The sequence below is a fragment of the Candidatus Marinarcus aquaticus genome (assembly GCF_004116335.1).
GTDB classification, from domain to species: domain Bacteria; phylum Campylobacterota; class Campylobacteria; order Campylobacterales; family Arcobacteraceae; genus Marinarcus; species Marinarcus aquaticus.
Genome location: NZ_PDKN01000012.1, coordinates 13,974 through 32,894, shown reverse-complemented (window position 1 = coordinate 32,894; position 18,921 = coordinate 13,974). Strand labels below are relative to the sequence as shown.

Below are 18,921 nucleotides of genomic sequence, written 5' to 3'. Positions count from 1 at the left end.
TTTAGTCTTTTAGATTATAATATCATCACAAGAAAATAGGCCTGTCCCACATTAACTACACATAAATAGACTATAATCTTGTGTTTATACAAAAGGTAGCTGAATGCGAAAAATTCTTTTTTTACTTGTTACTGTTATTTATGCTTGGTCATTTCAAAACGATTTTTTAGAGCCAGACGAGGCTTTTAAACCAACCATAACACAAACGAAAGAGGCTATAGTATTTGATATTCTTCTTGGAAAAGATATCTACTTATATCATGATAAACTCAAAGTGAAACTCACACAACCCATTCAAAAAGAGATTACTGTACAAGCTGTGATTCCACAAAGTGTTACGTATGATGGATTTGATGTGGTCTTTAATCCCGTGCAAATCAATGTGCCACTGAGTGTGATTGAGCAATATGCAAATACCAATCAATTTGAAATAGAGTTTTTTTATCAAGGGTGTTCAAAAGCAGGGCTTTGTTATGCACCTATGAGTTTGAAAAAAGTTTTTGGAACAAGTTCTGATACAGTTAAAAATCCAAAGAGTGCATCTCAAAATCTTAATGAAACGGACATTATTACCAATACACTTAAAGATGAGAATTTTATCATTGTATTACTTACTTTTTTTGGATTTGGAGTTCTGCTTTCACTCACACCATGTGTTTTTCCTATGATTCCAATACTCTCATCCATCATCGTCGCTGAAGGCAATAAAAATGGCATGAGTGCCAAAAAAGGATTTCTGCTCTCGTTGGTCTATGTATTGGCCATGAGTTTAGCCTATACTATTGCAGGAGTTCTTGCAGGTCTGTTTGGTTCAAACTTACAAGTCTTATTACAAAACCCTTATGTTCTAGTGGTGTTTGCTCTTATTTTTGTGGCATTGGCCTTTTCAATGTTTGGTTTTTACAGAATTGAACCACCCAAATGGCTACAAACACGAATCTATAAAACCACCGATGGGCAAAAAGGGCATGGGGTCGTTGGTATTGCAGTGATGGGGTTTTTATCGGCATTGATTGTCGGACCATGTGTGGCTCCACCACTGGCTGGAGCGTTGGTCTATATTGGGCAAACAGGAGATGCACTTTTAGGTGCTGCAGCACTCTTTGTTTTGAGTTTGGGTATGGGTATGCCTTTGCTTGCTTTAGGAGTAGGTGCTGGAAAATACATGCCAAAACCAGGCAAATGGATGGATACTGTCTCTAAACTCTTTGGTATTTTGATGTTGGCCATTGCTGTGTGGATGTTAGACAGAGTCTTTTCTGAATATGTGATTTATTTGTGGGCAGCTCTTTTGATTGGAACAGGTTATTATCTGCTTCAATACAGACACTTTTTAGCTCGAACGTTGATGACCATGATTTTAATTTATGGGGTGTTGACATTTATTGGAGCCATCAGTGGCGCAACCAATGTCTTAAAACCACTAGAGAAATTGACACTCTCTACAAACGCTTTACAACAAGCAACAACTCAAGAGTTACAATGGAATTATGTGAAAAATATTGCCCAGCTTGAACAAGCCATCGCCAACTCAAACAAACCTGTGATGCTTGATTTTTGGGCCCAATGGTGTGTGGCATGTAAAGAGTTTGAGGAGATTACTTTTAAAGATGAACGTGTCATTGAAAAACTCAAAAAATTTACGTTGCTTAAAGCCGATGTAACTGCAAACAGTGTAGAAGACAAACAACTGCAACAGCGTTTTAAACTCTTTGGGCCTCCTGCGCTTATTTTTTGGAATAAAAACGGTCAAGAAATCAATGAATCCAAAATCATTGGTTATAAAAATCCTGAAGATTTTTTAACAATTATCAATAAGAGTTTTTGATGCCATTGGAGTTGCTTTTTATTGTTGCAGCAACACTTTTTGTCGCTGCAATAATACATGGCTCCATTGGTTTTGGTTTTCCTCTAATTGCTACTCCAATTATTGCACTGTTTACAGATATGCAAACGGCTGTCTTTTTTACACTTATTCCCACTCTTTTAGTCAATATTGTCAGTATCAAAAGTGAAGAGAAGTTTATGACAGTCTTTAAAGAGTTTGCTCCATTTGCAATTGTGAGTACCCTTGGAAGTTTGATTGGAACCATCATCTTAATCTCTTTAAATTCTGAATTTTTTAAACTGCTTCTTGCTGTAATTATTTTACTCTATTTATCCATGGATAAGTTCAAAGTAAAAACCAATGTAGTGCACAAGCATCCTAAAAAATCATTGGTTTTTTTTGGTTTGAGTGCAGGTCTTATGGGTGGTTTGACCAATGCCATGGCTCCATTGTTGATTGTTTATTCTTTTGAATCCAATCATACAAAAAGTCAAACCATACAGTTTTCTAATTTGTGCTTTTTATTTGGTAAGATTGTGCAGTTGATTATTTTCTCTTTTTATGCTTCATTTACGCACGTTCAAATGGGATTTTCATTAACGACACTTTTTGTTGTAGCGCTTGCACTCTTTGTTGGTGTAAAGATAAAAAGAAAAATAGAAGGGCCTTTATATAAACTCTGTATAAAAGGGTTGTTGTTTATTATGGCAGTGTTGTTGATTGTTCAAGTAAGTGTCTAAAAAGAAGAGAAGATCTCTTCTTTTTATTAGATAAATATGAATGATCCTAAGATGATCATTGCTAAGTAAATCGCTCCAAAAATGGCACCTAAACCCCACCATCTTGCTTGTGTAATATAACCTGCTCCGTACCAAATAGGTGATGGACCAGTAGCATATGGTGTGATAATACCCATAACCCCTAAACTACCCGCAAGTAAAATAGAGAATGGAATGAGTTGTTCTGGTGTCATCAATTTAACGGCAATGGCCAAGAAAATAGGCATCAATGCAGTTGTATGTGCTGTGGTACTTGCAAAGAAGTAGTGCAGTACAAAGAACAATAACAGCATAGAAAGAATCAACATCGTTGGTGTCATGGTTGCTAAGTGAATCTCTGCACTGTTCCCAATCCATGTTAAAACCCCTACTTTTTTAAGCCCAGCTGCCATCGCAACAAGTGAGGCGAACCAGATAAGTACGTTAAATGCAGCTTTGTTAGAGATAACATCATCCCAAGTAATAACTCGAGTTCCTACCATGATAGCAACAATAGAAATTGCTGCAGTGGTTGAGTGAATACCAAACTCTTTACCAAAAATCCACAAGAACAATGCTAAGATAGCAAGTCCTGCCATTAACAGCTCTTTAGAAGTTATTTTCCCCAGTTTTTTTAACTCTTCTGCTGCCCATGCTGGAGCTTCAGGAGATGTTTTTTGTGTTGGTGGGTAAATAACATAGACCAACCAAGGGGTTAATAAGAACAATGGAATCATCAATGGCAACATGATGCTTGCCCAAGCTGACCATGAAATGGTATTTCCTGTACCTTGTGCAATTAAGTCAACGGCTAAAAGGTTGGGTGCAAGTGCGGTTAAGAACATAGAACTTGTAACACACGTTGTTGCGATTGCAACCCAAGAGATATATGAACCCAATTTTCGTGGTTCGTTATCGGGAGTTGAATCAAAAATCAATGGAATATTACTTGCTACGGGATAAATCGTACCCGCACTTCTTGCAGTGTTTGATGGCATGAATGGCGCAAGTACTAAGTCAGAGAATGCGACAGCATACCCAAGACCCAATGAGCTTTTCCCCATGTATTTAATCATAACAAGAGAAATTCTTCGTCCCAGACCTGTTTTTTTGTACCCAAGAGCAAACATAAATGCTGCAAAGATAAGCCAAATAACAGTATTTGAAAACCCAGAGAGTGCCCAAGAGATGCTTGCTTTTGCATTTCCCATTAACCCAAGTAAGGCAACAACAGAAATTCCTGTAAAACCAACGAGCGCAGCAGGAACTGGCTCTACAATAAGTCCTACAACCACGGCAAAGAATACAGCTAAAAAGTGCCATGCTTCTATGCTGAGCCCTTCAGGGGCTGGTATAAACCAAAATACAATCAGTGTTGCAATTGGTGCTAACGATTTAAATGATAAAATCGGTGACATCTTAAACTCCTTTAATAGTTTTATAATTAAATTATAACTTTAAGCTAGGGATAAAAATAGGACTTTTTTACAAGAAAATGAAGTAAGAGTGTGAATAAAACTGGTATGGTTACTATTCACACACGAAGAAGTAGAGTTTACATTATGGCAATGTTACTGTAAACCCATTGGTAAAACTGATACTTCCATTGATGATACTTGAATCTGCATCCCAAGTTCTCATTTGAGCAGCATTCAGATTAGTTGTATTGCCTGAACCTTTTAAGTTTTCAATGGTTGTTCTATAAACATAGAAAGTTCTAATGGGAAGGGCCGTTCCTGAAACATTGTAAGCATTCTTCTCAACAGTAATATTCTTGTTCTGACGACCTAAAACGCTCATAAAATATGAGAAATCTCCATCACTGTTCATGTTCATCGTATTGTTTCCAATATAAACATTTGTTGAATCAATGATGGTAGTCATGTAAAAATTTGTACCATCTGATGCACTCAAAGAGAAGTGATTGTCTTTGATAGTGACATTATGAACATCATTCATAAAAAACATAGTCGTCCCTGATGCAGGATCGGTATGATTGAGGTTGGCGGATATACCTATAAGACTGCTGTTATTTGCCATATTAAAGAAGGTATTCGCATTTCCGAAATACGCACCTTTTCCTGTTATGGATGCATTGGGAATAAACACAGAGACTTTTTTTCCCGCTGGAGTGGTGATACCCATACTTCCACCTCCAATAATAGTTTGTCCCTCTTTGAGTGATGTGTATGAATCAACACCACTGAAATCTCCATTTAAAACAACCGTAGAGTTTTCTCCTGCACTTTCAATGGTTGTTGTCAAATTTGCACCTGTTGTTGAATTGCTTTTTATAAATTTAATACGGTTTCCATTGGCATCAGTAGTAACTTCTTTGGGCGCTTCAAAAACACCTGCTTGAGAGACAATATCCACGTCACGAATAATAGGCGTGGTCATACGTTTTTCAATGGCACTCAGCTTTTGAATAGGAGCAGATTTTTCTTTTTGATTTCCTAAAGGAATACGAAGTCTTAAACTTGCAAAACTTTGTCGACCTCGTACATCGTCCCTTTGTACTTCTGCACCCAAGGTCAATCGTGAACCTTCCCACAAAAAAGGAACTTCATCGAAAGTTAAGTCAAGACGACCTCGTGGCCCTTGAATACTTTGTACATCATCTTCGTAAAAGCGGAATCCTCCTGCATAAAGTCGGATTTGTTGTTCTTCTTGCGCATCAAAGATAGGAAGTCGGTAACCAATCTCTGCATCATACCCCTTCATAGAACGCTCTTCTCCTTGAGCATACATGATACCTGCATCGGTAAACGCTACACTACTATAAGACTCTTCCAGATGGCTTTTGGTACCTGTTGGTATGTAGACGTTTGCACGAAAATCCCAATCCACTGAGAGGGCTTCCATACCTGCAGTTATTTGAGAAAAATAGTTGTCGTAAGGCGTTTTACGTCTGTCATAGTACGTGTAACCACCAATAATCCACTCACTGGGTAAAATATGTCTAAGACCCAAACCAAAGTTACCTTCACGGCTGCTTTTATTGTCCAGTCTGTAACGAATATCGGTATATAAAAGGGTGTTGTCATCTTGCACCAAAGGAATGAAAAAGTTCCCTTCACCTAAGTGTCGTTGACTGCCCATTTTCCCTTCTACATCTAAGAATGGTTCCCATTTTTGCTTTTTTTGATTTGTATGAGTAGGGGCACCCATGAGTGTACTTCCTAAAAGCAAAGAGAATGTTAAAATTGCCCATTTTTTTTTGTTCATTTCTTACCTTTTATCTTATTTTTTTTATAATATCGTGTCATCGTTATATTGTTCGTTATATTGTGTTATATATGAAAGCTTTTTTAAAACGATGCTCACAAAGTAAATAGCTGTAGTAAAAGTGCCATTTACTTCATGATGAAAGTGTTGAAAGACAAATTCTATTGTACGGTAAACCCATTGGTGAAACTCACACTTCCATTGATAGTACTCGCATTATTATATGTACCCATAGAGCCTGCAGATTGATTCGTGGTGTTATTTGAACCATTTAAATTATTCACGGATACATTGTAAAAGTAGAAAGTTCTTGATTTATCGGTTGTACCTGAAATCGTATAATCATTATTTTCAATAGTGACGTTATTTATTTGCGTACCTATAAAACCAATTAAAGAAGCATATGGACCATCGCTGTGCATCTTTAAAGTATTATTCCCAATATAGATATTATCAGAATCGTTTACAGTGAATACATAAGAAACCTCTATGGGAGAAGATATTACAGTTAAGTTACTGTTTTTTATAGTAACGTTGTTGACATTATGGATATGAGCAATGGCTGTACCCGTTCCTGAACTATTAGTGATATGAGCTGTGATACCAGTAAGAGTGGTGTTATTCCCCATGAGAAAGAATGTGTTTGAGCCTGAAGTAGGGATATAGCCGCCTTGCCCACTAATACTTCCACCCGGTGAGGGAACAGATACTTTGTTTCCTGCAGGTGTCGTAATATCAATGTTGCCTTTTCCAATTATGGTTTGCCCATCTTTCATCGTTGAAAGACTATTGATACCCGTTAAAGTACCATTTAAAACAATGGTAGCATTTTCCCCTGCATTTTGGATGAGTGTATTAAGCTCAGCTCCACTTGAAATCTCATCATGTTTTATATATACGAGTTTATTACCATCTGCAGTAGTAGTTACCTCCACAGGTGCTCCAAATGTTCCTGCTTGAGAGACAATATCCACGTCTCTTATTATAGGAGTGGTCATACGTTTTTCAATGGGGCTTAACTCTTTTTTAGGCAAAGAGTACTCTTTATCCCAATTAAGAGGGATACGAAGTCTTAAACTTGCAAAACTCTGTCTTCCTCTTACATCGTCTCTTTGAACCTCTGCTCCAAAGGTCAAACGTGATCCTTTCCATAAAAAAGGGACTTCATCAAAGGTTAACTCCACTCTTCCTCTTGGGCCTTGAACACTTTGTACATCATCTTCATAAAAACGATACCCACCTGCAAAAAGACGAATTTGTTGCTCTTCTTGCGCATCAAAGATAGGCAATCTGTAGCCAATTTCTGCATCATACCCCTTCATGGAACGCTCTTCCCCTTGGGAGTACATGATAGATGTACCTGAAAAATCGACTGAACTTAACGAATCTTCTAAATGGCTTGTTGTTCCAATAGGAATATATACATTCGCACGAAAATCCCAATCCACTGAGAGGGCTTCCAGCCCTGCAGTTATTTGAGAAAAGTAGTTGTCGTAAGGCGTTTTACGTCGGTCATAATAGGTATAACCACCCACAATCCAGCTGCTTGGAAGGATGTGCCGAAGGCCCAAACCAAAGTTGCCTTCACGGCTGCTTTTATTATCCAGTCTGTAACGAATATCGGTATATAAAAGAGTATCTTTATCTTGCACTAAAGGGATAAAAAAGTTGCCTTCTCCAAGATGTCGGTGACTCCCAAGTTTTCCTTCTACATCTAGGAATGGTTCCCATTTTTCTTTACTTGTTTGTGCATAGGTAGAACTAAGCATACCACTTAAAAGCAAAGAGGATGTGAAAACAGTCCATTTCATTTGGGTCATTTTGAGCCTTTTTTATCTTTTTTTTAGCATAACACGTCAACGTTACATCTCACGTTATATTTGTTGTATTTTTTACTTAAAATAACTCTCATCACAAAAATAGGACTTTTTTGATACAATAAAAAAAAATCATTGAGTATGGTCGATATGAAAATAATTTTCTGTATCTTTTTTTCTTTTTTTGCTTTATGGGCCAATGAAAAAAATGAAGTGTTGTTATTGCACTCTTATAATAAAGGTTTAAAGTGGAGTGATGGTATCTCTGAAGGGATCAACTCTGTTTTTGCCCAAAATACGCAGTATGAAATTACTACAGAGTATATGGACACCAAAAAAAATGATACAAAAGAGTATTTTGATGCGTTGGTGAAACTGTACGAAAAGAAGTTTGAAAAGCGTCAATATAAAGCGATTATCACCGCAGATAATTATGCGTTTACCTTTGCCTTACAACATCATGAAGAGTTGTTTAATGGTGCACCCATTGTCTTTTGTGGAGTAGAGAACTTTTCAAGACTGAATATCCCTTTACAATCTGAACAAAGTGTTACGGGGGTCATTGAGTATAAAGATTTTAAAAAAAATATCCAGCTTATTGCTGAGCTTATTCCTAACTTACAAACCCTGTATATTATAAGCGATCAAACGCTCTCTTCTTTAGCAATCAAAGATCAAATATTAAATACAATGCGTCGTTTTGAGAGCCAATTTAAAATTGTGTATGATAATGAAATTTATCTGCCTGAACTTAAACAAAAGCTTGAAAAATTGCCTACACACAGTGCCATACTTTTTACAAGTCTGTATATCGATAAATTTAAACGATACATTCCTTACAATGAGATACGTCAATTTTTTAAAAATACTTCGTATCCAATTTTTGCTATTAATACCATCCATCTTGAAGAGGGAGTTCTTGGGGGTGTGATGATCGATCCTCGTGAGCAAGGAGTACTTGCAGCAAAAAAAGTGTTGCAAATCATTGACGGGAAATTGCCTGCTAGCATTCCTATTGATACGCCTAAAGGCAAATATTACTTTGATTACAACGTATTAAAAAATTTTGATATTAAAAATGAAAATATGCCTATTTTAGCTACGATTGTTAACCGACCCAAAAGTTTTTTAGATGAGAATCGTGAGTTTGTCAACAGTGTTTTTGTGGTGGTTCCATTATTGTTGATTTTATTGTTGATTTTGTTGGTCACTGTGGTGCGAAAAACACGCTTGGAGATTACGTTGTTAGAACAAAATAAATTGGACAGCGTGCTTTTAAATAATATTAAAAATGCCATTTTTTGGGAGAGTAATGAAGGGATTGTTTTAGGATGCAATGCCACTTTTTGCAGTTTTTTAAACAAACAAAAAGAGGAGATTATTGGTCAACATATCAGTACTTTGATGCCTAAAAATGAGCTTTCAATAGGAAAACTGCAAGGTGATTTTGAAGAGAAAAAGTTGACACTATTAGACAGTGAAGGCAAAAAAATTTATGCACTTGTACGGCGTAAACGGTATCATGACAAAAATGATAAAGTGGTGGGGATTGTAACGGTGTTAAGTGACCACACTAATATGCGAAAACTGGAACTTCAACGACAAAAAGATGAGCAGTTTATTATCCAACGTTCTAAATCTTCTGAAATTGGAGAGATGGTAACCTCCATAGCACATCAATGGAAAAAACCGCTTATCGAAATTTCAACCATTGCTCAGGAGTTGTTGTTTATTCGAAAAAAACGTGATATTACACTTGAAGAGACCCAGTTGCACGTAGATGAAATTATGACGCAAGTGCAGTATATGACCAAAACCATTGATGACTTTAGAAGTTTTATTAAACCATCTCTGCAACAGAGCTATTTCAGTGTGAAAAAAGCCATAGACGAGACCATTGCTGTAATTGAACACAATATTAAGTACAACTATATTGAACTGAGTGTAAAGTTTAAAGACCAAGAGGACTTTACTATCTTGGGCTATCAAAATGAGTTCAAACAAGCGCTTATCAGTATTATTAACAATGCCATTGATGGGATTAAAAAGCGAAAACAAAAAGAAGAGTTTGAAGGCAGTATAAAAATTAAAGTATTTTATGATAAAAACTATATTTGTATCAGTATTAAAGATAATGGAATAGGCATACCCAAAACCAATCTTAAAACCATTTTTAAACCCTTTTATACCACTAAAAAGCAGGGTGATGGTTTTGGTTTATACATGGCAAAATTGTTAATAGAAGATAAAATGAACGGACGTATTAAAGCGTTGGAGTATGAAAAAGGGGCACACATCATGACCTGTTTTCAAAAAAGCAGTGAAGAATGAAGATATTACTGCTTGAAGACAATGAGAGACTCTCAAAGTTGATTGTTGAGTCTTTACAAGAGAAAAACTACAAAGTAGACTGGTTTGATAATGGAAAAAAGGCGATGCAAAGCATCTATGATGGCTATGATTGTTTTATTTTGGATATCAATGTTCCTGGAATTGATGGCTTAACACTGCTCAATGAAATTAAGAGTATGGATGAAACCACTCCTTGTATTATCATCAGTGCCAATGTGGATTTAGAGACGATTAAAGAGGCTTATTGTAAAGGATGCAGTGAGTATTTAAAGAAACCTTTTTATATCTATGAGCTTGAAACCAAAGTAGAAAAATTGTGTCGACATAATGTTTGCAGTGTACAGCTCAAAGAGAACTACTGTTATGATATTGAAAAAGAGAAACTTTACAATAACAACGAGGAGATAAAACTCTCTAAAAAAGAGATTTTATTGTTGAATTTGTTTGTTAAAAATCTAGAGCATATCATCACTTTTGAGCAGATTGAACAGTATGTGTGGGAAGGAGACTTGACCTCTATGGATAACATTCGAGCCTTGGTCAAACGTGTACGAAAAAAATTGCCGCACGATACGATTATTTCCCAAGGGGGCATGGGCTATAAATTTGAAACCAAAAGCAAGGAGTTGTGATGAAACGATGGTGTTGGATATTTCTGTTTTTAGCTGCGATTATTCACGCACAAGAGTTGACTTTTTTCACCTCTTTAGAGCAAGCCCAACAAGAAGCCCAACGTGAAAAAAAACCTCTTTTAATCATGTTTACACAAGAGAGGTGTTCAGCATGTGAATACATGAAAGAGAGAGTATTTGAAGATGAAATGCTCTCTTCTTATATGCATACACAGTTTGTTTTGCTTGAATTGGACATCAACAAACAAAACATCCCTATGGGCTTAAAAGTGTATGGTACACCTACGTTTTATGTCTTGAATCAAAACGGTCAAAAAGTGGGACGTCAATTTGTAGGTGGGGCACAAGCTCCAGCATTTTTAAACGTATTAAAACAATATAAAGCACAATTATAAGGAAAAAAATGTCATATCAAACCCTTTTAGGAAATGTTGATTTTTTGGAGAGTCTTCGTGGAAAACAGGCCAACTTTTTGTTGTCATGTGCAGTGACAAAAACATGTGAGATAGAAGGACTGTCTCAAGCAGGTATTCCTGGAAATTTGCATTTAACACCCACATTGGATGCGGAGTTTGTTACCACGGGAGAGGTACGTTCTTTGCCAGAGATTGCAAGCACACCTTCAGGTATTCCTACTCCTGCACTTATTACGCGTGCGGTTCATGAATTGCACCCTTTTTCAAGTATTGAACTGCTTGATTTGGGCATGAGTGTGAAAGCAAATATCAACTACTTTACAACACACGCTTTAGAGATTCCAAGTTGTGGCAATATTGCCCAAGAGGGTTCCGTGATGGATGCTTTGGAAGTGTTCCAAAAAGGGGTTGAGTTTGGGCAAAGTTACACTACCCAAGCACAGTATACTCTTTTAGCAGAGACCATACCCGCAGGTACAACAACCGCCAATGCAACAGCACAAGCTTTGGGCTATGATTGTAAAGAGTATTTTTCAAGTTCATTTAAAAATGTACCGAGAACACTTCGTGATGAAGTCATCCAAAAAGCATTAAATAAAGCTCAAACAAGCGAGGATCTTTTTACTAAGCTCAGTTTGGTCAGTGATAATATGATTGTTTTTAATGCAGGGTTTATTTTAGGACTTCAATCACAAGATCATAAACTCATACTTGCTGGTGGCACTCAAATGGCAAGTGTACTGTTGGTTGTTAACTCAGTATTAAAAACCATGGGCGGTGAAATCAACAGTGATAATCTGGCACTTTGTACGACCAAATGGATTGCTCAAGATGAGCACTCCAATATCAAAGCACTTTTAGAGTTGTTGGACTTTAAAGTCAATGCCTATTGTGCCACTTTTGACTTTTCAAGCAGTCAAAGTGAGGTGTTAAAGCTTTACGATAAAGGGGAAGCAAAAGAGGGCGTTGGTGCTGGTGGAGCGTTGGTGTATGGTTTGATTAATGGTTTAAGCACAAATACTATTGTTCAAAAAATAGAAAGTTATTTAGGATAAACATGAAACTTTTTTATTTTGGTGGTCAAAAATCGGGCAAAACGTCGTGTGCTTCCAAACGGGCACTGCAAATAGCTGATAATAAGCCCTACTATATCGCAACATATGATAACAGTTTTAATGATGAGGCGATGCAAGAGCGAATAAAAAAACACCAAGAAGAGAGAAAAGAGGATTTTATTTGTATTGAAGAGAGTCATGACTTAGCCAAAGTGATAAAAGAAGGCAATACGTATGTGGTAGATTGTATGACAATGTATTTATTGAATCACATGCAAAACAATTTTGAGGAACTTTTAGAGCAGTTAAATGCACTTTTTAGCATAGAATGCAATGTGATATTTATCCTTAATGATATTAATAGTGGGGTGATTCCTTTAGAGAAGCAGAGTCGAGAATTTGTTGATAAATCAGGGCTTTTAGGTCAGTTTTTAGCACAACAGTGCGATGAAGTGATTGAAGTTAAATACACAATAGAAAGAAGGTTAAAATGAGATATTTTCTGGATGGGATATTTTTGAGCTTTTCATACTTTTCAATCTTGCCTTTAGGCAGTAATATTAAAAAGATGCATAAGATGACGTATGATGGCGTACTCTTTGGACTGCCATTGGTGGGGTTTATTATTGGGCTTATCAGTGCAGCAAGTTTTTTGTTTTTAAAAGGTTTTATGCCCTTAGAGTACAGTGCTATTGTGAGTGCTTGTATCTATCTGGTTTTATATGGTTTTTTACACCTTGAAGCGGTGTGTGATGTGGTGGATGCGTGGTATGCCTCTTTAAGTGGTAAAGATGTGTACAGTATTATGAAAGAGCCACATGTGGGAGCAATTGGTGCCATTGCAACTTTTATTTTAGTGCTTCTAAAAGTCTCTGTGATGGTAACGCTTTTTTTAAATGGTTTGATTACGTTGGCATTGGCTGCGATGGTGTTCAGTCGTTTGGGATTGGCCTTTTCTCTTAATTGGTTTAAAGTGCACAAAAACTCAACGTTTGCACAGGAGCTTAAAAAGAGTGCCAAAGGTAAACTGCTGGTGGTGATGTTGATTGCTTATATGATTTTGGTCTATTTTGCTTTGAATGTGAATGCAGTGTTACTCTTTGCTGTGGTCTCTATTGTGGCGTTTACACTTATTTTACGTCTGCTAAAAAGTAAATTTGGCTTTTTAAACGGCGATTGTTTGGGCTTTACGTTAGAAGTGGTTGAATTGATTTTATTAAACATAGGATTGATGCTGCTTTGAAAACATTTGAACACGGTGGACAAATAGAGGCTTTTGCTAAAGCATTGGACTGTGAAGTCAATGAAGTGATTGATTTATCTTCGAACATTAACTTTGTACAGCCCAGTATTCATTTAAATTTTAATGATTTGGATATCTCTTCGTATCCAACGTACGATGCATTGTATGAAGCGATTGCTTCGAATTATGGAATAAAAAAAGAGCAAATGGAGCTTTTCAATGGGGGAAGCAGTGCCATTTTCACTCTTTTTAGACATCTTCAATTAAATAAGTGTACGATTTATTCACCTGCGTATTTAGAGTATAAAAAAGCAGCAAAAAACTTTGGCTATGAGTTGCAACTGATTAATCGCTTTAATCACTTTGATGCAGGCATAGAGCTCAACTCTTTAGTGGTGTTTGTTAACCCTTCAACGCCTGATGGACGTTATTATGATATTGAGATACTCTTGGAGTATTGGAAAGAGCAAAATGCCACAGTGCTTGTCGATGAATCTTTTTTGGATTTTACTAATGAAAAGAGTGTGATTAAATATCTCAATGAGTATGAAAATCTCTATATTTTAAAATCGATGACCAAATTTTACAGCAGTGCAGGTATTCGTGTGGGAACGCTTGTGTCCAATGCAAACAATATTAAAAAACTGCAAGAAAAAGAGCCCATGTGGAAACTCTCACAGTTTGACTCACACTATTTACAAGCTGCTTTAAAAGACAAAAGCTTTAAACAAATTGCCAAATCAGTCAATATAAAAAACAATCTTTTGCTTGAAGAGGTGTTGAAAAACTCTGGCTTGTTTAAACATGTCTACAGCAGCAGTGCCAATTATTTGTTGGTACAACTTAACAGCATGAATGCCGTGCAGTTTCAAGAGCAGTTGAAACCTTTTAAAATCATGGTACGAAACTGTGGCAATTTTGACTTTTTAGATGATTCGTATGTGCGTATTGCAGTGAAGAGTTCTCAAAGCATAGAAGTTTTAAAACAAGCATTGGAAAGCATGAAGTAGGGCGTATGAGAAATATTTCAATTTTCGGAACCAGCAGTGACGCTGGAAAATCAACCATCACCTTTGTCATTGCCAGAATTTTACAAGAGTTGGGCCACACTGTGGCGCCTTTTAAAGCTCAAAATGTTTCCAACAATGCGCATGTGTGTGATGATGGCAGTGAGATTGCCATTGCTCAATATTTTCAAGCAGAAGTGTTAGGCGTACCAACAAGTTATCATCTCAATCCCGTGCTTTTAAAATCAGGACGAGGCAACTCTGCATCACTCATTGTGGAAGGAAAAGTGGTGACCAATAAAGATGTGCGAGAGTATTATCGTGATTTGGACATGCTTAAACCGGCTGTAAAACGATGTTTTGATTTTTTAAACAGAACCTATGATTGTGTGGTGTGTGAAGGTGCTGGAAGTCCAGTTGAGCTTAATTTAATGGACAAAGACCTCTCCAATATTTTTATAGCCCAAGAGTACAACACCAAAATCATACTTGTAGCAGATATTGAAAAAGGGGGCGTATTTGCTTCTATTTGGGGTGTCTATAACTTACTGCCTGAAAAACTGCGTCACAATGTAATCGGGGTGATTGTCAATAAGTTTAGAGGAGACATGACCCTTTTTGAAGAGGGGCTACGTATCATAGAAGAGGATTTTAAAATTCCTGTGTTAGGAGTGTTGCCGTATGAGCCTTTTAATTTAGGTTTTGAAGACAGTGCCAGTTTAAAAAATTTTGTACAAAACAAAGAGAAATCAAAAATCAAAGTAGGGGTGATTGCGTATCCTACGATGAGTAACTATAATGACTTTGAACCACTCATTGCAGATGAAGAAGTCTTTGTAGAGTTCATACATAACAACATCGCGTTGGACTCTTTTGATGCCATTATTCTGCCAGGGTCAAAACTGGTGATACAAGATCTGCAGTGGTTAAAAAGTACGGGATTGTTTCATGCTTTACAAAGTTATGAGAAACAAATTTTGGGCATTTGTGGTGGCTTTGAGATGTTGTGTGTTACACTTAAAGATCCGTATGCGATTGAAAATGAAACCGCCACAGAAGAAAGAGGGCTTGGCTTGATTGACGATGAGGTTATTTTTGAGCAAGAAAAAATCTTAAAAAAGAGTCTTTATTCTCTTTTTGGATGTTCTCTTGAAGGATTTGAGATTCATCATGGAGTGCTTCAAAAATATGGTTTGGTCTATGAAAGCAAACAAATTAATGCCACATTTGTGCATGGTTTGTTTGATAACAATGCCTTTCGAACAGCATTTTTTAAACGTATTGATGCAACGTATGAAGGGTTTGATTTTCAAGAGTATAAACAAAGGCGTATTGAGAGTTTTGTTCAACGAATGAAACAACATCTGAATATACAAAGGATAGAACAAAGTGTTTTATAGCATCGCTTTATTGGCCTATATCATTGACTTTTTCTTTTCAGAGTTTGAACGTTTTAAGTGGTTTAAACACCCCATTGTCTTTATGGGAGAGTATATTGTATGGTTTGAAAAACGCTTTTATAAAGACTCCATACGACGAGGAGCGGTGTTGGTCCTATCTTTACTGTTGATTGTGTTTTGTATTGCCACGGTAATAAGTTGGATTGACAGTTTGATCATACAAGCTCTTGTTGCGAGTTTTACACTCTCTTCAAAGATGCTTTTTAAAAGCGTAAAAGATGTCATCGAGAGTCTATCGTTGGTGCAAAAAAAGGAGCGCATAGCCATGCTTGTAAGCAGGGACACGCAAGATTTAAGTGAGAGTGATGTGAATAAAGCCTGTATTGAAACCTATGCAGAAAACCTCAGTGATGGCGTAATTGCACCTCTTTTTTATTTGGTCTGTTTTGGTTTGGTGGGGGCTTATTTGTATAAAGCAGCGAATACCTTAGACTCTATGGTAGGGTATCGAACCAAACATTATGAACGTTTTGGAAAAGTGGCCGCGCGTTTGGATGATTTGCTTAATTTTATTCCTGCACGAATCACAGCAGTGTTGATTGCCGTTCTTATGGGAAGTAAAAAAGCCTTCAATGAGTTTTATATGTACGGCAAAGAGCATGCCAGTATCAATGCAGGTCTTCCCATCGCCTCAATGGCCTTGGCGTTAGGTGTGAAACTCGGTGGTGAAACCTCTTATTTCGGAGTCTTGAAAGAGAAACCCTATTTTGGAGATGGCAAAGAACAAATCAGTGAAGAGGATGTACAAAAAGCCTTAAGTCTAAAACCACGATTGGATATGGCGGTGGTGTTGTTATTAGGAGTATTGTATGTCATATAAAAAGTGGTTTGACGCCCACGCACAAAAACATGCCAAAATCATGGAAAAACTCAAAGACAGAAGTGATGATGAAGTCATAGAGTATTTTCGTTTTGAAAACATGGTGAAACATGAACCGGACTTTTGTCCTTTGTATGAAAAAAATAAACAGTGCCACGAGATGGAGAATCTCAACTGTTATTTATGTGCTTGCCCCAATTTTCGTTTTGATGATGATGGCTTTGAGCAACAAAACGGCAAAACCCTTTTCTCGTTTTGTAGTATTGACAGTCGCGATGGAAGTCAATTTGAAGGGGAAGATTACATTCATCAAAACTGTGCAAGCTGTATCGTACCGCACAGAGTCTCGTACATTAAAAAACATTTCCAACGAGATTGGAAAAGCATTATGAAAGAGGTTGAACCTAAAAAATAATGGTGAAGATATTTTGCCCTTTTTGGTGCGTATATTTGAACTTAAAGCCGTGCAGATCAACAATGGTTTTTACAATATAAAGACCCAATCCAAAACCATCGCTTCGCTTCTCCTCTTGTGAAAAAGGCTCCGTGTAGTAATCTAACTCATTTTTTAGAGGTTCCCCATGCGAGATGATCTCCACTTTTTGTTTTGTTGCTCGTGCAACCACATCGCCATGCGTATTAAACTTCACTGCATTGTCTAAAAGGTTTTTTAAAACAATACAAAAAAGGTCTCTGTCCACACACGCTTGAAATTTTTCAAAACGCGTGGTAATCGGCAGTGCATCTGTGAGCATGAGTTTAAGTGTTTGCGTATACAGATGAAAAAACTCCACTTTCTCTTTGTGAAGATTTAAAATATTCGAAGAGATTTTCTCTACGGTTGAAAGCTCTTTAATGATGTTATTCATTCTCTCAAAGGCATTTTGTAAAATCTCTTTATCGCGCACATTAGGAAGCGTTTCTGCGATAATCATGCCTTTGGTAATAGGGGTTTTAAGTTCATGCATCATGTTTCTCATAAAAAGGTTTTTTGACTTGGATTGGTTTTTAATAAACTCCAAAGCTTTGGCAAAACTTCGCGCAATTTTTCCTATCTCGTCGTTGCTGTAGGCGTTTATTTTGACGTTGATGTCTCCTTGTGAAAATTGGTCAATTTGTTTGGTGAGTTTTTTTAATGGTTTAAGTTTTCGTCCCAAAAGAATGTACAACATCATAAAAGTGATAAAAAACAGCGTATAGATAAACAGGGCAATTTGAAAGTTATAGGGTTTGGGTTGTAAGTCTTTGAGCATGAGGTTGTAGCTAAGTTGTTGCACGTAGATATAAAAGTTATCATCGGCTTTATAAACCCTCATTCTTCCTATATAGGAGTTTTTAATCAGTTGCAGTTCAGAGTTATTAATAATATCCAGCTTTTTATCTCGTTTTTTAACCTCTTTAACATCAAATTGATCATACATGCTTTCTAAATCTTCACTGCTAGGGTAGGTTTGAAGACGTTTGAGCAAAGACTCTGCAATGAACATATAACGTTGATGTTGAGAGATGATGTAACGCTCTTTATCAAGATTAACAAACAACACAAATGCGAGAGTAATGGCAAAAAAAGCCACGGCAAAAATGATATTGATAAACGTTGAGATGGATATGTTTTTCATTGGATTAATTGATAACCAATTCCTCGAACGGATTTGATGTAGGTTTGAGAATCATCGATTTTAGAGAGTTTTGTTCTGATTCGTGAAATCATCACATCGATGTTTTTAAGACTGCTGTCATCTTCAATATGAAAACTGTCATAGATGAAATCTTCTCGTGATACAACCCCACCTTTTCTTTGAATAAGCAGTTTTAAGATATCAAACTCTGCCATCGTAAGCTCCAAGGCTTTACCTTGAAAGAGTATCTGCATGTCATCAGTTTTAAGAGTAAAGACAGTGTTGCTTTCATCTGATGTTGTTTCAACGGGTTGCATGCGTTTCAAAATCGCTTTGATTCTGGCACTGAGCTCTCTTGGGTTATAGGGTTTGGGCAAGTAGTCATCTGCACCTCGTTCTAAGCCCATGACTTTATCTAAAATATCATCACGTGCACTGGTGATAATAATAGGAATAGAAGAGACCGCTCTGATTTTAGGGATGAGTTCTAATCCATCAATTTCAGGCAAAGTTAAATCCAAAATCAAAAGTTTATACTTCTTTTCAGTACTGATCATGGACAATCCCGTATAAGGGCTGTCCGTGTTGGTTACTTCAATATCAAAAGAGCTCAGATATCGCGTGATGATATCTGCAAGCTCCAGATCGTCTTCTATCATAAGTACAGGTGTTATGGGATATCCTTT

The 18,921-nt window shown here is 36.8% G+C and carries 17 protein-coding genes; 12 read left to right on the top strand and 5 right to left on the bottom strand.

Translation table 11 applies throughout. The annotated features are described in order from the left end of the window. Nucleotides 1-103: 103 nt before the first annotated feature. Both dsbD and CRV04_RS12580 read left to right on the top strand, forming a co-directional pair. Nucleotides 104-1,828, top strand: a complete 1,725-nt coding sequence (gene dsbD / locus CRV04_RS12585; RefSeq protein ID WP_128997211.1) for a protein-disulfide reductase DsbD — start codon at nucleotides 104-106, stop codon at nucleotides 1,826-1,828. Then, nucleotides 1,828-2,568 carry a sulfite exporter TauE/SafE family protein gene (locus CRV04_RS12580; protein WP_128997210.1) on the top strand — a complete coding sequence of 247 codons (741 nt, stop codon included), beginning with the start codon at nucleotides 1,828-1,830 and terminating at the stop codon, nucleotides 2,566-2,568. Before dsbD ends, CRV04_RS12580 begins: the two co-directional genes overlap by 1 nt. A 26-nt stretch (nucleotides 2,569-2,594) precedes the next feature. Here the strand turns inward: CRV04_RS12580 and CRV04_RS12575 are convergent, their stop codons facing one another. The 3 genes from CRV04_RS12575 to CRV04_RS12565 all read right to left on the bottom strand — a co-directional run bounded on the left by CRV04_RS12575 (nucleotide 2,595) and on the right by CRV04_RS12565 (nucleotide 7,634). Beyond that, entirely contained in the window at nucleotides 2,595-4,004 is a 1,410-nt protein-coding gene (locus CRV04_RS12575) for a DASS family sodium-coupled anion symporter (protein ID WP_128997209.1), read from the bottom strand. Nucleotides 4,005-4,146: 142 nt separating this feature from the next. Beyond that, the gene (locus tag CRV04_RS12570) at nucleotides 4,147-5,814 is read right to left on the bottom strand and encodes an inverse autotransporter beta domain-containing protein (RefSeq protein ID WP_128997208.1); all 1,668 of its coding nucleotides are present in this window, start codon (nucleotides 5,812-5,814) and stop codon (nucleotides 4,147-4,149) included. Between the two features lie 161 nt (nucleotides 5,815-5,975). After that, nucleotides 5,976-7,634 carry an inverse autotransporter beta domain-containing protein gene (locus CRV04_RS12565; protein WP_128997207.1) on the bottom strand — a complete coding sequence of 553 codons (1,659 nt, stop codon included), beginning with the start codon at nucleotides 7,632-7,634 and terminating at the stop codon, nucleotides 5,976-5,978. 147 nt (nucleotides 7,635-7,781) lie between these two features. On the opposite strand from CRV04_RS12565, the gene CRV04_RS12560 reads away from it, so the two are divergent. The 10 genes from CRV04_RS12560 to CRV04_RS12515 are packed head-to-tail and all read left to right on the top strand — an operon-like array spanning nucleotide 7,782 to nucleotide 17,031. Beyond that, the gene (locus tag CRV04_RS12560) at nucleotides 7,782-9,962 is read left to right on the top strand and encodes a sensor histidine kinase (protein WP_164969174.1); all 2,181 of its coding nucleotides are present in this window, start codon (nucleotides 7,782-7,784) and stop codon (nucleotides 9,960-9,962) included. Next, nucleotides 9,959-10,615: a response regulator transcription factor gene (locus CRV04_RS12555; RefSeq protein ID WP_128997205.1), complete on the top strand. Its 657-nt coding sequence runs from the start codon at nucleotides 9,959-9,961 to the stop codon at nucleotides 10,613-10,615. The genes CRV04_RS12560 and CRV04_RS12555 overlap by 4 nt, the downstream gene beginning before the upstream one ends. Beyond that, nucleotides 10,615-11,010 carry a thioredoxin family protein gene (locus CRV04_RS12550; protein WP_128997204.1) on the top strand — a complete coding sequence of 132 codons (396 nt, stop codon included), beginning with the start codon at nucleotides 10,615-10,617 and terminating at the stop codon, nucleotides 11,008-11,010. The genes CRV04_RS12555 and CRV04_RS12550 overlap by 1 nt, the downstream gene beginning before the upstream one ends. Before the next feature lie 8 nt (nucleotides 11,011-11,018). Then, nucleotides 11,019-12,086 (top strand): nicotinate-nucleotide--dimethylbenzimidazole phosphoribosyltransferase, encoded by a 1,068-nt coding sequence (locus tag CRV04_RS12545; protein ID WP_128997203.1) that lies wholly within the window; start codon nucleotides 11,019-11,021, stop codon nucleotides 12,084-12,086. 2 nt (nucleotides 12,087-12,088) lie between these two features. Next, nucleotides 12,089-12,580, top strand: coding sequence for a bifunctional adenosylcobinamide kinase/adenosylcobinamide-phosphate guanylyltransferase (locus CRV04_RS12540; RefSeq protein WP_128997202.1), 492 nt, complete (start codon nucleotides 12,089-12,091; stop codon nucleotides 12,578-12,580). Next, complete coding sequence (locus CRV04_RS12535) at nucleotides 12,577-13,329, top strand: adenosylcobinamide-GDP ribazoletransferase (RefSeq protein ID WP_128997201.1); 753 nt, start codon at nucleotides 12,577-12,579, stop codon at nucleotides 13,327-13,329. Before CRV04_RS12540 ends, CRV04_RS12535 begins: the two co-directional genes overlap by 4 nt. Continuing rightward, complete coding sequence (locus tag CRV04_RS12530; RefSeq protein ID WP_128997200.1) at nucleotides 13,326-14,339, top strand: aminotransferase class I/II-fold pyridoxal phosphate-dependent enzyme; 1,014 nt, start codon at nucleotides 13,326-13,328, stop codon at nucleotides 14,337-14,339. The genes CRV04_RS12535 and CRV04_RS12530 overlap by 4 nt, the downstream gene beginning before the upstream one ends. A 5-nt stretch (nucleotides 14,340-14,344) precedes the next feature. Continuing rightward, nucleotides 14,345-15,736, top strand: coding sequence for a cobyric acid synthase (locus CRV04_RS12525; protein WP_128997199.1), 1,392 nt, complete (start codon nucleotides 14,345-14,347; stop codon nucleotides 15,734-15,736). Next, the gene (cbiB, locus tag CRV04_RS12520) at nucleotides 15,726-16,616 is read left to right on the top strand and encodes an adenosylcobinamide-phosphate synthase CbiB (RefSeq protein WP_128997198.1); all 891 of its coding nucleotides are present in this window, start codon (nucleotides 15,726-15,728) and stop codon (nucleotides 16,614-16,616) included. The genes CRV04_RS12525 and cbiB overlap by 11 nt, the downstream gene beginning before the upstream one ends. Further along, nucleotides 16,606-17,031, top strand: a complete 426-nt coding sequence (locus tag CRV04_RS12515) for a hypothetical protein (protein WP_128997197.1) — start codon at nucleotides 16,606-16,608, stop codon at nucleotides 17,029-17,031. Before cbiB ends, CRV04_RS12515 begins: the two co-directional genes overlap by 11 nt. Here the strand turns inward: CRV04_RS12515 and CRV04_RS12510 are convergent. After that, nucleotides 17,021-18,235 carry an ArsS family sensor histidine kinase gene (locus CRV04_RS12510; protein WP_128997196.1) on the bottom strand — a complete coding sequence of 405 codons (1,215 nt, stop codon included), beginning with the start codon at nucleotides 18,233-18,235 and terminating at the stop codon, nucleotides 17,021-17,023. The two genes, CRV04_RS12515 and CRV04_RS12510, sit on opposite strands and share 11 nt — an antisense overlap. Beyond that, nucleotides 18,232-18,909 (bottom strand): response regulator transcription factor, encoded by a 678-nt coding sequence (locus tag CRV04_RS12505; protein ID WP_228126564.1) that lies wholly within the window; start codon nucleotides 18,907-18,909, stop codon nucleotides 18,232-18,234. The genes CRV04_RS12510 and CRV04_RS12505 overlap by 4 nt, the downstream gene beginning before the upstream one ends. Nucleotides 18,910-18,921: the final 12 nt, after the last annotated feature.

Bases quoted from the DNA above. Each gene is read 5' to 3' on its own strand.
- CRV04_RS12575 (WP_128997209.1), bottom strand. From the start codon at position 4,004: ATGTCACCGATTTTATCATTTAAATCGTTAGCACCAATTGCAACACTG.
- CRV04_RS12515 (WP_128997197.1), top strand. From the start codon at position 16,606: ATGTCATATAAAAAGTGGTTTGACGCCCACGCACAAAAACATGCCAAA.
- CRV04_RS12555 (WP_128997205.1), top strand. From the start codon at position 9,959: ATGAAGATATTACTGCTTGAAGACAATGAGAGACTCTCAAAGTTGATT.
- CRV04_RS12550 (WP_128997204.1), top strand. From the start codon at position 10,615: ATGAAACGATGGTGTTGGATATTTCTGTTTTTAGCTGCGATTATTCAC.
- CRV04_RS12540 (WP_128997202.1), top strand. From the start codon at position 12,089: ATGAAACTTTTTTATTTTGGTGGTCAAAAATCGGGCAAAACGTCGTGT.
- CRV04_RS12510 (WP_128997196.1), bottom strand. From the start codon at position 18,235: ATGAAAAACATATCCATCTCAACGTTTATCAATATCATTTTTGCCGTG.
- CRV04_RS12545 (WP_128997203.1), top strand. From the start codon at position 11,019: ATGTCATATCAAACCCTTTTAGGAAATGTTGATTTTTTGGAGAGTCTT.
- CRV04_RS12525 (WP_128997199.1), top strand. From the start codon at position 14,345: ATGAGAAATATTTCAATTTTCGGAACCAGCAGTGACGCTGGAAAATCA.
- dsbD (WP_128997211.1), top strand. From the start codon at position 104: ATGCGAAAAATTCTTTTTTTACTTGTTACTGTTATTTATGCTTGGTCA.
- CRV04_RS12560 (WP_164969174.1), top strand. From the start codon at position 7,782: ATGAAAATAATTTTCTGTATCTTTTTTTCTTTTTTTGCTTTATGGGCC.
- CRV04_RS12565 (WP_128997207.1), bottom strand. From the start codon at position 7,634: ATGACCCAAATGAAATGGACTGTTTTCACATCCTCTTTGCTTTTAAGT.
- CRV04_RS12570 (WP_128997208.1), bottom strand. From the start codon at position 5,814: ATGAACAAAAAAAAATGGGCAATTTTAACATTCTCTTTGCTTTTAGGA.
- CRV04_RS12535 (WP_128997201.1), top strand. From the start codon at position 12,577: ATGAGATATTTTCTGGATGGGATATTTTTGAGCTTTTCATACTTTTCA.
- CRV04_RS12580 (WP_128997210.1), top strand. From the start codon at position 1,828: ATGCCATTGGAGTTGCTTTTTATTGTTGCAGCAACACTTTTTGTCGCT.